Source organism: Capnocytophaga sputigena, from assembly GCF_002302495.1.
Classification (GTDB): Bacteria; Bacteroidota; Bacteroidia; order Flavobacteriales; family Flavobacteriaceae; genus Capnocytophaga; species Capnocytophaga sputigena.
Genome location: NZ_CP022379.1, coordinates 2,358,000 through 2,370,894, shown reverse-complemented (window position 1 = coordinate 2,370,894; position 12,895 = coordinate 2,358,000). Strand labels below are relative to the sequence as shown.

Annotated in this window: 13 protein-coding genes; 9 read left to right on the top strand and 4 right to left on the bottom strand. The window is 39.5% G+C overall.

Features of this window, described 5'->3' with window-relative positions; all coding sequences use genetic code 11:
- Positions 1-2: 2 nt before the first annotated feature.
- The 3 genes from CGC57_RS10705 to CGC57_RS10695 form a co-directional block, all read right to left on the bottom strand.
- The gene (locus CGC57_RS10705) at positions 3-1,088 is read right to left on the bottom strand and encodes an ATP-binding protein (RefSeq protein ID WP_002677472.1); all 1,086 of its coding nucleotides are present in this window, start codon (positions 1,086-1,088) and stop codon (positions 3-5) included.
- A 113-nt stretch (positions 1,089-1,201) separates the two neighbouring features.
- Positions 1,202-2,617: a Gfo/Idh/MocA family protein gene (locus CGC57_RS10700; RefSeq protein ID WP_040360666.1), complete on the bottom strand. Its 1,416-nt coding sequence runs from the start codon at positions 2,615-2,617 to the stop codon at positions 1,202-1,204.
- A 101-nt stretch (positions 2,618-2,718) separates the two neighbouring features.
- Positions 2,719-2,913, bottom strand: a complete 195-nt coding sequence (locus tag CGC57_RS10695; RefSeq protein WP_095899110.1) for a hypothetical protein — start codon at positions 2,911-2,913, stop codon at positions 2,719-2,721.
- On the opposite strand from CGC57_RS10695, the gene CGC57_RS10690 reads away from it, so the two are divergent.
- From CGC57_RS10690 to CGC57_RS10665, 6 genes are all read left to right on the top strand, one after another.
- Positions 2,905-4,014 carry an aminotransferase class I/II-fold pyridoxal phosphate-dependent enzyme gene (locus CGC57_RS10690; RefSeq protein WP_095899109.1) on the top strand — a complete coding sequence of 370 codons (1,110 nt, stop codon included), beginning with the start codon at positions 2,905-2,907 and terminating at the stop codon, positions 4,012-4,014. The genes CGC57_RS10695 and CGC57_RS10690 overlap by 9 nt on opposite strands.
- 198 nt (positions 4,015-4,212) lie before the next feature.
- Positions 4,213-4,887 carry a succinate dehydrogenase cytochrome b subunit gene (locus CGC57_RS10685; protein WP_002677443.1) on the top strand — a complete coding sequence of 225 codons (675 nt, stop codon included), beginning with the start codon at positions 4,213-4,215 and terminating at the stop codon, positions 4,885-4,887.
- 4 nt (positions 4,888-4,891) lie between these two features.
- Entirely contained in the window at positions 4,892-6,919 is a 2,028-nt protein-coding gene (locus CGC57_RS10680) for a fumarate reductase/succinate dehydrogenase flavoprotein subunit (protein WP_095899108.1), read from the top strand.
- 6 nt (positions 6,920-6,925) lie between these two features.
- Positions 6,926-7,678 (top strand): succinate dehydrogenase/fumarate reductase iron-sulfur subunit, encoded by a 753-nt coding sequence (locus CGC57_RS10675; RefSeq protein ID WP_002677206.1) that lies wholly within the window; start codon positions 6,926-6,928, stop codon positions 7,676-7,678.
- 101 nt (positions 7,679-7,779) lie between these two features.
- Positions 7,780-8,958 (top strand): AAA family ATPase, encoded by a 1,179-nt coding sequence (locus tag CGC57_RS10670; protein WP_095899107.1) that lies wholly within the window; start codon positions 7,780-7,782, stop codon positions 8,956-8,958.
- A complete protein-coding gene (locus tag CGC57_RS10665; protein WP_095899106.1) occupies positions 8,958-9,479 on the top strand; it encodes a hypothetical protein in 522 nt (173 codons plus the stop codon). Before CGC57_RS10670 ends, CGC57_RS10665 begins: the two co-directional genes overlap by 1 nt.
- Positions 9,480-9,556: 77 nt before the next feature.
- On the opposite strand, the gene CGC57_RS10660 is transcribed toward CGC57_RS10665, so the two are convergent.
- Positions 9,557-10,162, bottom strand: coding sequence for a DUF4254 domain-containing protein (locus CGC57_RS10660; RefSeq protein WP_095899505.1), 606 nt, complete (start codon positions 10,160-10,162; stop codon positions 9,557-9,559).
- Between the two features lie 85 nt (positions 10,163-10,247).
- Between CGC57_RS10660 and CGC57_RS10655 the strand changes: the two genes are divergently transcribed.
- Genes CGC57_RS10655 through CGC57_RS10645 form a run of 3 tightly spaced genes read left to right on the top strand, consistent with a single transcriptional unit; the run spans position 10,248 to position 12,881 of the window.
- Entirely contained in the window at positions 10,248-10,802 is a 555-nt protein-coding gene (locus tag CGC57_RS10655) for a glutathione peroxidase (RefSeq protein ID WP_095899105.1), read from the top strand.
- Between the two features lie 11 nt (positions 10,803-10,813).
- Positions 10,814-11,989 carry a glycosyltransferase family 87 protein gene (locus CGC57_RS10650; RefSeq protein WP_095899104.1) on the top strand — a complete coding sequence of 392 codons (1,176 nt, stop codon included), beginning with the start codon at positions 10,814-10,816 and terminating at the stop codon, positions 11,987-11,989.
- Positions 11,955-12,881 carry a glycosyltransferase family 2 protein gene (locus tag CGC57_RS10645; RefSeq protein ID WP_095899103.1) on the top strand — a complete coding sequence of 309 codons (927 nt, stop codon included), beginning with the start codon at positions 11,955-11,957 and terminating at the stop codon, positions 12,879-12,881. Before CGC57_RS10650 ends, CGC57_RS10645 begins: the two co-directional genes overlap by 35 nt.
- Positions 12,882-12,895: the final 14 nt, after the last annotated feature.

Sequence of the window (12,895 nt, the reverse complement as noted above, 5' to 3'; positions counted from 1 at the left end):
TATCAGTTGTTCATTGCCGAACATTGGTTGTAGAGTTCACGCCACGATGCTCCGCGTTTCTTCATTACATTTTCAAGGTATTCCTTCCACACCATTTTATCTTTATCTTCATCTTTCACTACAGCGCCTTGCAATCCCGATGCTAAATCTTCATCGGTAACAGTGCCGTTACCAAAACTACCTGCTAATGCCATACTATTGGTGATAAGCGAAATAGCTTCAGCGGTAGAAATAACTCCACTAGGCGATTTGAGTTTTTGTTTTTCATCTAAAGTAGCTCCTTTGCGCAATTCGCGGAAAATTGTTACAATCTTCTCTATGGCTTCATTGCTTGGCAAGGCAGCTTTCAGCTTGTAGTTATTAGAAATTTCGGCTACGCGTTTGGTTACGATAGATACTTCAGTTTCTAAAGTAGCAGGAGCAGGTAGCACAATGATGTTGAAACGTCTTTTAAGTGCTGATGACATTTCGTTTACACCACGGTCGCGGGTATTAGCTGTGGCAATAATAGAGAAACCACGCTGAGCTGGCAATTCTTCACTGAGTTCAGGAATGGCTATATTTTTCTCCGATAGGATAGAAATCAATGCATCTTGTACTTCGGAAGCACAACGCGAAATCTCCTCAAAACGAGCAACAGTTCCTGTCTCCATTGCGCGATAAATAGGTGATTTAAGTAAGGCTTCGTGCGATGGACCGTTAGCCAAAAGCATTGCGTAGTTCCACGAATAGCGTATATGCTCCTCACTGGTACCCGCAGTACCTTGAATCACTTTGCCTGAGTCGCCACAAATGGCAGCTGTAAGGTTTTCGGAAAGCCACGACTTGGCAGTTCCTGGCTCACCTATGAGCAACAAAGAGCGGTCGGTAAGGAGTGTAGCTATAGCGATTTCCACCAAGCGATTATGACCGATGTACTTAGGAGTAATTTCCACCCCGCAGGCAGTACCACCAGTTACAAATTTCAGCACAGCTTTAGGCGACAATTGCCAGCCTATGGGCTTTTCTTGTTTTTTATCCTCTTCTTTTAAAGCCTCTAATTCCTTAGCGTAGAGTTGTTCCGCAGGAAGGCGTAATACATTTGACATAAGCTCTATAATCCTCCCCACCTCCTCCCAAGGAGGGGAGAATGCAATATAAATAGTTAAAAAAATATATTATCCTACCCCCTCCCCTTGGGGGAGGGAAAGGGGAGGGGATACTAATTAACAAACGCGTGTTTATAGCCTTTTTGTTTATTCCAAGCACCACGAGTGAAATCAGGGATTTCTACTGGAGCACTGCCATTTTCGAGTGACAGTTTAGAAAGAGGTGCTAAGCAGCACCATTCGGCTAAATCGTATACGTCCATATCTAAAGGCAAACCATTGCGCAAACAGTAGATAAGACGGTAATCCATAATGAAATCCATGCCGCCATGTCCGCCTACTTTTTTAGCTTGTTCTTCCAAATCTTTCAATATGCGTGGTTTGTATTTTTCCATCAACGCTTTTTTAGCATCTTCAGGCATAAAGTTGTGAGCCGATAGATTTTCGTGATTAGGAACTTCAGCTTTTGCCACACTTTCGGGCTGTAACAAATAGCCTTCCATAGGGTATTTATTAGCGAAACCTTTAGTACCAGTAAGTTGATACATACGTGAATATGGGCGTGGGGTTACTACATCGTGCTGAATTTGAATAGTTTTACCTTGTTCAGTTTTAATCATTGTAATGGTAAGGTCGCCATTTTGAAAATCAGCAGCGTCTTTACCTGTTACTTTTTGGTATACTTCCTTACCTCTAAAAGGTTTAGTATCTACCGAAACCAAGTAGTTCATCTTGTCACCTCGGTGGATATTTAATGCCTGACAAACAGGACCTATACCGTGTGTAGGGTATACATCACCACGGTGTTTATGGTTATAATCAAGACGCCAATTATTCCAATATTCTGTCCAAAACTCATCGAGATTGTGGATATAAGAGCCTTCACCGTGAATCACCTCCCCTAAGAGTCCTTGTTGTACCATATTAAGAGTTGTAATCTCAAAGTAATCGTACACACAATTTTCGAGCATCATACAGTGGCGGCGTGTTTTTTCACTTGTATCAATAAGCGCCCAAATCTCATCCATATCAAGCGCTGCAGGTACTTCTATAGCCACGTGTTTGCCGTGTTGCATTGCGTAGAGTGCCATTGGGGTGTGGTGCTTCCAGTCGGTTACTATATAAACAAGATCAACATCAGGGCGTTCACAAAGGGCTTTCCAAGCATCTTCACTGCCAGTGTATTGCGGCACACGTGGGCGACCTGCTTTTTCAATTACTTGTTGAGATTTTTCCACCATTTCAGGGCGAATATCACAAATAGCGGTAATTTTAGCGCCCTCAATGTGCATATAGCGCTCCACGGCACTATAACCGCGCATTCCAAGACCGATAATCCCCACACGTACGGTGTCTAACTTATCGGTTACAAGGTTCAACACATCAGTTTGACCTTGCGTGCGCTGAGGTGTTTCTACCTTGATAGGCGTATTAGAATTTTCAGATTTAGGGTTGGTTTGAGGTTGATTGCAAGCGGTAAAACCTGCTGATAGAAAAATGCTGAGGAGCATCGAATACAATTTTTTCATAAAAGTTAAAGGTTAAAAGTGATAAGTTAAAATTTTACAATGGGCAAAGGTATAAATAATTTGTTAATTAGCAAATTAGAGAATTAGAAAAGTTTGCTTTTTCATTCAGGCATTCCAGGATACCAAGTACCACCATAGCGCGTATCTTCCCACACTTGTTTAAAATCGGGGATATTGTAATAGTTATGCTTTTTAAACTCTTCTTCGGAAGCCTTAGAATGTGGCAAAGGTAACAAATTTTCGTCATTTGTCATTCGTAATTCATCATTATTTTCTACTTTTGCAATATGAAACACATCCGAGAAAAATTAACTGAACGCCAAAAGAACAATGCCTTGCGCAAACTTAGTGAACGCTCGTTTGCTATTGATTTCTACTCTAATGATTATATAGGTTTTAGCACAAATCCCACTATCACTGAGCGTGTTAGCCAACTGATAAGCGACACAACTCCTCACGGCGCAACAGGATCGCGATTGCTATCGGGAAACTCTCATTTATTCACAGAAACCGAACGCTATATCGCTGATTTTCATAACGCTGAAGGGGCTCTTCTGTACAATTCAGGCTATGATGCCAATGTAGGTTTTTTCTCTTGCATCGTAGGTCGTGGCGATGTGATTTTATATGATAGTTATAGTCACGCTTCTATACGCGATGGCATTTCACTCAGTTTAGCACATTCGTATAAGTTCAAACACAACGATTTAGACGATTTAGAAAAATTGCTCAAAAAGTTTGCAACGGGTGACAAAACAGTGCTCATCGCTACTGAAAGTATTTTTTCAATGGATGGTGATAGTCCGGATTTAGTGCGCTTGGTAGCTTTAGCGCAACAATATGGTGCTTATATAGCAGTGGACGAGGCGCACGCTATAGGTGTTTTTGGCAAACACGGCTGTGGATTAGTACAAGCCTTAGGATTAGAAACTGAAATCTTCGCGCGCATTGTCACCTTTGGCAAAGGCTTGGGGGCTCACGGAGCAGCGGTAGTTGCTAATGATGAGGTGATACAATATTTGGTAAACTTCTCACGCTCATTTATTTATACAACAGCTATGAGTCCGCATAGTGTAGCGACTATTCGCGCAGGTTACGAACAGTTGCAACAAACGGAGGCTATGAATGCTCTTCACCACAATATAGAATATTTCAAATCGTTGATAATCCAATACGGCATTGAAGGATTTATACCTTCCGATTCAGCTATACAAGCAATGGTAGTAAGCGGTAACGATCGCGTGAAAGCTCTTGCTGAGCGTTTGCAAGCTCAAGGCATAGGGGTATTGCCCATTTTAGCCCCCACGGTACCTGCTGGTCAGGAGCGCTTGAGGGTGTGTTTGCATAGTTTTAACACCGAAAAAGAGATCAAACAATTAGTTAATTTGACAATTTGACAATTCAGTAGCTAACTTCTAATTTCTAATTCCTAAAATTTGTTAAATCCTTACATTCAATGAGTAACTCGCTTCTTCTTCTTTAAACCGAATATAAATTAGTTATTTTGTGTATTTTTTTGTTGTATAGATAATTAAAAAGCCTTACTTTTGTAGCGAAATTATTTAACGTAAATATATAAAAAAACTATAAAACGAATGGCAGGATTATTTAAAACATCTGTTGCAAGAAAGGTGGCGATGGCTCTCTCGGCACTCTTTCTCATTCTCTTCCTAATCATTCACTTGGCGGTAAACCTTACCTCAGTGATTAGTGAGAGTACTTTCAACGAGCTATCCCACTTTATGGGCACTAACCCGCTAATTCAGTTTGCTATGCAACCTGTATTGCTCGCTGGGGTGTTATTCCATTTCATTATGGGATTTGTCTTGGAAATCCAAAACAAAAAAGCTCGTGGTAGTGAGGCATATTACAGCTACAACGGGGGCGCTAACTCCACTTGGATGTCTCGTAATATGATCATTTCGGGAATTGTAATTCTCCTTTTCTTAGGGCTTCACCTCTATGATTTTTGGGTAGGTGAAATGAATTACAAGTACATCGAGCAATTAGCTCCAGACCCTACCCGCTACTACGATGAATTAGTAGAGAAATTCCACGACCCTCTACGTGTGGGATTCTATGTATTGTGCTTTGTGTTCTTGTGCTTGCACTTGCTACACGGATTCCAATCTGCTTTCCAATCTATGGGCTGGAAAGACGACGCTCGCAAAAAACTCATCAGCAGCGTAGGTAATTGGTATTCTTACATTATCTGCGGAGGCTTTATCTTCATAGCCCTCTTCCATTACATTAAATTTTTAACAGCTTAATCTTATGAGTACATTAGATTCTAAAATTCCTGAAGGTCCTATAGCGGACAAATGGACGAAATATAAAGACCATATCAACCTCGTAAACCCTGCTAACAAACGTAATATCGACGTGATTGTGGTAGGTACTGGTTTGGCTGGTGGTTCGGCTGCAGCTACCCTTGCTGAATTAGGCTACAACGTAAAAGCATTCGCTTACCAAGATTCTCCTCGCCGTGCGCACTCTATTGCTGCTCAGGGGGGTATCAATGCCGCTAAAAACTATATGGGCGATGGCGACTCTAACTATCGTTTGTTCTACGATACTGTAAAAGGGGGTGACTACCGCGCTCGTGAGGCTAACGTGTATCGCCTTGCTGAAGTATCTGGCAATATCATCGACCAATGTGTGGCACAAGGGGTTCCTTTTGCTCGTGATTACGGCGGACTCTTAGATAACCGCTCTTTTGGTGGGGTATTGGTTTCTCGTACTTTCTATGCCAAAGGGCAAACAGGGCAACAGCTTTTGCTTGGTTGCTATTCAGCTATGAACCGCCAAATTGCTCGTGGTAAAATTGATATGTACAACCGCCACGAAATGCTTGATGTGGTAATTGTAGATGGCAAAGCTCGTGGTATCATCGCTCGTAACCTTGTTACTGGTGAAATTGAACGCCACTCTGCTCACGCTGTGGTTATCGCCTCTGGTGGTTATGGTAATGTATACTTCCTTTCAACCAATGCGATGGGCTCTAACGCTACTGCAGCTTGGAAAATTCACAAAAAAGGTGCTTACTTTGCTAACCCTTGTTTCACTCAAATTCACCCTACTTGTATCCCTCGCTCAGGCGACTATCAGTCTAAATTGACTTTGATGTCCGAATCTTTGCGTAACGACGGACGTATTTGGGTGCCTAAGAAAATGGAAGATGCAGTAGCAATACGCGAAAAACGCAAAAGACCTACTGAAATCCCTGAAGAAGACCGCGATTACTACTTGGAACGCCGTTATCCTGCTTTCGGTAACCTCGTGCCTCGTGACGTAGCTTCACGTGCTGCCAAAGAGCGTTGTGATGCAGGCTATGGAGTAAACGAAACAGGTGAAGCTGTTTATTTGGATTTTGCTTCAGCTATCGAGCGTTATGGTAAAGAACAATGTAAAATTCACGGCGTAGAACCTACTAAAGAAGAAGTTATTAAACGCGGTGAAAAAATCGTAGAAGCTAAATACGGTAACCTTTTCCAAATGTACGAAAAGATTGTAGCTGAAAACCCTTACAAAACACCGATGATGATTTATCCTGCTACTCACTACACTATGGGTGGTATTTGGGTAGATTACAACTTGATGACCACTATCCCTGGTTGTTATGCTATCGGTGAGGCTAACTTCTCCGACCACGGAGCTAACCGCTTAGGGGCTTCAGCCTTGATGCAAGGTTTAGCCGATGGTTACTTTGTATTACCTTACACTATCGGCGATTACTTAGCCGCTGATATCCGTACTGGTAAAATTCCTACTGACAGCCCTGAATTTGACGAAGCAGAACGCATCGTAAAAGAGCGCTTGGCTTACTTCATCAACAATAAAGGTACCCACTCTGTAGATTACTTCCACAAGAAACTTGGTAAAGTGATGTGGGATAAAGTAGGTATGGCACGTAACGCCGAAGGCTTGAAAGAAGCTATCAAAGAAATACGCGAAATACGCGAAGATTTCTGGAAAAACGTAAAAGTACCTGGTGAACTCACTGGTATGAACGTAGAGCTTGAAAAAGCGGGTCGTGTAGCCGACTTCCTTGAACTTGGTGAGCTATTTGCTAAAGACGCTTTAGAGCGCAACGAGTCTTGTGGTGGTCACTTCCGCGAAGAGTATCAAACTCCTGATGGGGAAGCCCTCCGCGACGACGTGAATTACGCTTATGTAGCCGCTTGGCAATACACTGGTAATCCTAAAGAAGTAGTGAATACTTACAACCCTAGTGAAGAGGTAATGCATAAAGAACCTCTTGTATTTAAAGATATTGAATTGAAACAACGTAGTTATAAATAGAAAGATATGGCAACGATGAACCTAACACTCAAAGTGTGGCGACAAAAAAACTCGCAAGAGAAAGGTCGTATGGTAGATTATAAAGTAACCAACATTTCAGACCATATGTCTTTTTTGGAAATGTTGGATGTACTCAACGAACAACTCATTGAAAAAGGAGAAGAACCTGTAGCATTCGACCACGATTGCCGTGAAGGTATTTGCGGTATGTGCTCGCTCTTCATCAATGGGGAAGCTCACGGACCCGACCGTGGGGTAACTACTTGTCAGTTGCACATGCGTATGTTCAAAGATGGTGACACCATTACTATTGAACCTTGGCGCGCTACTGCTTTCCCAGTTATTAAAGACTTGATAGTAGATAGAACTGCTTTTGAACGCATTCAACAAGCAGGAGGATATATCTCTGTAAACACTTCTGGTAATACCCAAGATGCTAACGCTATTCCTATCCCTAAACGCGATGCCGACCGTTCTATGGACGCTGCGGCTTGTATAGGTTGTGGAGCTTGTGTGGCTACTTGTAAAAACTCTTCGGCTATGCTGTTTGTGGCTGCCAAAGTATCACAATTTGCCCTCCTTCCTCAAGGTCGTGTAGAGGCTACTGAGCGCGTACTCAATATGGTAAACCAAATGGAACACGAAGGTTTTGGTAACTGTACCAACACAGGAGCCTGCGAAGTAGAATGCCCTAAAGGTATTTCACTTGAAAATATTGCACGCCTCAACCGTGAATATCTCAAAGCAAGCATTCGTTAATTAGCAAATTTTAAAAATTAGCAAATAAAAAACTGCCTCAAATTGTTTGGGGCAGTTTTTTGTTGTATATTTGTGCCCAAAATTAAACCTTTACAGAAAACATGAGTAGTATCATTATTCAGCATTTTGGAGCTATTAAAATGCATAATGCTCCTATAGAGATTAAAAAAGTAACCTTTTTTATAGGTAATCAAGGCAGTGGCAAGAGTACTGTTGCTAAGTTAATAGCTACCTTTATGTGGATAGAAAAGGCCTTAGTGAGAGGTGATTATGATAGAAAATGGTTTGAAAGGAAAAATAGATTTAAAAATACTTTCTTACCATATCATCGCATTGAAAATTATCTGAAAGAAAATACTTTTATCCTATATAAAGGGGAAGCTTATATTATTACTTATGAGAATAAGTTTTTAAAGTTTGAGGAAAAGAAAAACAATAATTATTCTTTACCTCAGATAATGTATGTGCCTTCCGAACGAAATTTTATAGCTTATGTAAAAAGTCCTAAAGAATTAAAGTTATCCTCAGAAGCTTTGAAAGAATTTCTTACTGAGTTTGATAATTCAAAAGAAATAGTAAAAAGTCTTGAGTTGCCTATAAATAAGGCTATGTTAGATTATGATAAGTTAAATGATATATTAAGTCTTAAAGGAGAAGACTATAAAATAAAACTGACTGAAGCATCAAGTGGTTTCCAATCTTTTGCTCCTATTTATATGGTGTCAAATTATTTGGTTAATACAATAAGGAAAAATAGTGGAATAAAAGTTAGTATGAGTGGAGAGGAAATAAGTAGATTTAGGAAAGAAATAGAACAACTATTTACTGACGAACAAAAACGTATAGCTATTTCGGTACTCTCTAAAAAATTTAACAAAACTTCCTTTATCAATATTGTTGAAGAGCCAGAGCAAAACCTCTTTCCTACTTCACAACGCGATATGCTTTATAGCTTGCTAAAAATCAATAACGAAATAGCCGATAATAAACTAATAATAACAACCCATAGTCCTTATTTGGTGAATTATGTATCGGTAGCAGTGGAAGCAGGAAAATTAAAGCAAGGAGTTACAACAGAAAAAGAAGAACAACTTAATAAGATAGTACCTATTTCTTCAGTTGTAAATAGTGATGATTTGGCTATTTATCAACTCAATGAAAAAGAAGGAAGTGTTGAACTCTTAGACAGTTACGAGGGTATCCCTTCAGACGAGAATTTTCTAAATGATGAAATAGGACGTACTAACGAACTCTTTGCTGACCTTTTAGACTTACAATAATGGAGATAGATTTTTTAAATAGCCAATGTCAATCTGTTTCAAACAAGAAACGTTTTGGTTTATGCGATGAACAAGATAATAAAGAGCCTGCCTATCTTGATGAGCGAAACGGAGATAAATGGATTGCTGTAGTAGAAAATGAAGAATTAAAAGAAGTACATTTTATCGCTATTGATTATTGTATAGATATTTGGCGAGATAAAGAAAAAAAAGAAATGGACAACCGCTGTGACGGTATGCTTTGGTATGATAAAGCTGTTGTTTTTGTAGAATTAAAAGAAAGAGAGTCTAAGAAAAGTAAAAATGATTGGGTAAAAGATGGAGAAAAACAATTAAAGCGTACTATTGAATATTTTGAGAAAACAGAACAAAGTAATAAATTTACAGAAAAACGCGCTTATATAGCTAATAAAGCCCGTCCTATATTCAAAGAAAGTCAGTTCCAACGAATGAAAAACTTCAAAGAAGAAACAGGCTATACCCTTAGAATAGAAAACAGAATCAAAATACCATACATTTAATTATCCTACAAAAAATTGCCAAAGGTCGTAGAAAGACAAACTTTATGACCTTTGGCAAAGTTTATATTGTACAATAATTATTTACTTCCTCTCAACACAGGGTTCAATTCCTCATCATTGTACATTTTCATTTGTTTATAGACTTTCATATACTTGCGACCTGCGGCAATATCGTCTAAAAGCTGGTTGAGAGCGGTAGAGAGGTCTTTTTTCTGTTCGAGGAGTACATTCAGTTTTTCTTGGCATTTAGCGCGATGCTCAGGGGTAGCATCGGGGCGGTTTACTTCTTCCTGCATATGATAGATTTTTAGTGCTAAAATCGAAAGTCTATCCACTGCCCAAGCAGGACTCTCGGTGTTGATAGTAGCCTCAGGAAGTGGTTTTACCTCCTTATATAAATCCAAAAAATAACTATCTATATACTCTACCATATCAGTGCGATCTTGGTTAGAAGCATCAATTTTGCGCTTAAGATCGAGGGCAGCCACTGGGTCGATATGTGGGTCGCGAATAATATCCTCATAATGCCATTGCACGGTGTCAATCCAGTTCTTGCGATAAAGCAAGTGATTGAGCAAGTCGGTTGAGGGATAAGGATTTACAAAAGGCTGATATACATCATCGGCAATATGGTATTGCGCGATACTTTCTTCAAATATTTTAAAGGCTTTTTCTGAAAACATAGTCATTAATTTTTTGGCAAATATAAAGTTTTTCTTTAATAAATCAAACCTTTTGCTTAACTTTGCCACAAATTTTAATTTTTCTATGAAACACTTCATTTTTATTATCACTTTATTCATCCTCACTATGGAAAACCTACAAGCACAAAACAGCACTGATAATCAAACTATTTATCAGTTTACTGTAGAAGATATCAACGGCAACCCCTTTGCTCTTGCCGACCTCAAAGGCAAGAAAGTAATGATTGTAAACACTGCCTCAAAATGCGGTCTCACCCCTCAATACAAAGAACTCGAAGCGCTTTATCAGCAGTATAAAGACAAAGATTTTATCATTATAGGATTCCCCGCTAATAATTTTTTGGGACAAGAACCTGGTAGCAACGAACAAATCGCTTCATTTTGCAGTATCAACTATGGAGTAACATTCCCAATGATGAGCAAAATATCAGTAAAAGGAAAGAATATGCACCCTCTATATCAGTTTCTTACCCAGAAATCGAAAAATGGTGTAGAAGATTCTAAAGTAAAATGGAATTTTCAAAAATACCTCATCGGGCGAGACGGTAAATTAGAAAAGGTAATCGACCCTAAAACTTTACCATCGAGTGACGAGGTAACACAATGGATTGAAAAATAATACCGAGAGGAATGCTAAAAAAACTATTTGAAAATTACCGCTTTATCACGATACTATGGTTTGCCCTTGCGCTGGCAACTGTGGTACAGAACGTGTGGATAGCAGGCAAGTTCAACAACTATCTAATTTTTGACGGGGTATTTTGGCACACCCTCAAGCAATTGCCCCTCTACCTCCCCTACCCCGATGAGTATTTCGATACAAACCATTACGGCATCTTGTTCAGTGCAGTTATCGCTCCTTTTGCCCTGTTACCCAAGTGGATAGGTTGTACTTTATGGATAATGGCAAATGCAGCTTTCTTGTATTGGGCAATTAGGCAATTGCCTCTCTCTAAAAAGGCGATTATAGCGGTACTGCTCATTGCTGCTCACGATATGTATACTGCGGCAGCTATGCAACAGTTCAATATCAGCGTGATAGCACTATTAGTAGGTGCTTTTGTGTTTATAGAACGCAGGCAGAGTCATTGGGCAACCTTGCTCATTGTAATAGGTACACTCACAAAACTCTATGGCATTGTAGGCTTAGCATTTTTCTTCTTTGCTAAGGACAAATGGCGATTTATTTGGTCGGGGTTATTTTGGCTCATCATTTTATTTTGTTTGCCAATGCTCTACTCTTCACCCGATTATGTAGTTTCTCAATATTTTGATTGGTATGCTTCTTTGGCTGAAAAGAATGTATCCAACCTAAATACCACCACTTACAACCTGCAAAACCTATCACTTTTAGGCTTTTTGCAACGCACAGGCATTTATAACAACAACAGTATAGTCATTCTCCTCGGGTTAGGGCTATTTGCGCTACCTTATTTGCGCATTCAGCAGTACAAAAACCTCAATTTTAGATTGTTGTTATTAGCTTCAGTGAGTATTTTCCTCTGTTTGTTTAGTACAGGCACTGAAAATAGCACTTATATAGTAGCTTATGTGGGGGTTGGGATATGGTTTATGGTAAGTGAGCTCCATCCTAAACTCAAAATAACCTTATTGATATTGGCTATGTTAGGCTCACTCTCCCCTACTGATTTATTCAAACCGCTGAAAGAACCTTATATTATCCGGTATTCACTAAGAGCTGTACCTGTAACCTTGATTTGGCTTACAATAGTGTATGAAATGTTATTTATTCAGGTAAGAGATAAGAAAAATGAAAACAATAGAAATAATAGTACCGTGTTATAACGAAAGTGAAAATATACATCCATTATATGAAGCTATACAGCGTGTTTTTGCTGAAAAACTCCCTGATTATAGCTATACTTTGCTTTTTGTAAACGACGGCAGCAGCGATAATTCGCTTGAGGTGCTTAAATCTTTGGCTGAAAGTGATGTTCGCGTGAAATATCTATCGTTTTCGCGTAACTTTGGTCATCAATTAGCAGTAAAAGCAGGATTAGACCACTCGTTTGCTGATGCTGTTATTTCTATGGATTGCGACCTGCAGCACCCCCCTACCCTTTTGCCCGAGCTTATTGCCAAATGGGAAGAAGGCTATCAAGTAGTGGCAACTTTGCGCACTTATCCCGCTGATACTCCTAAAAAGAAACAAAAAAGCTCTCAACAGTTTTACAAACTTCTCAATTTGCTTTCGGATATAGAAATCAAAGAAGGTTCAGCTGATTTTAGACTCTTAGACCAATCGGTGGTAAAGGTCATTCGCTCTATGAAAGAGGACGAACCTTTCTTGCGAGGCATCGTGCCTTGGGTAGGATTCCGCCAAACTTATATCCCTTACACTGCAGCTTCTCGTTTTGCAGGTGAAAGTAAATACACCGTTAAGAAGATGCTACAATTAGCGATTACAGGTGTTACGGCTTTCAGCATCAAACCCTTATATTTCGCTGTATTTTTAGGCTTTGCATTCTCTGCCCTATCACTATTGTACATTCCTTACGTGATATACGCCTTTGCAAGTGGTACTGAAATATCGGGGTGGGCTTCACTGATTATGACGATTGTTTTCTTTGGCGGGTTACAACTCATCATTTTAGGTATCATAGGTATTTATATAGGAAAAATCTTTAAACAAACTAAAGACCGACCTTGTTATATTATTCAAGAAGAAAAATTGTAAATAAAAACACATAA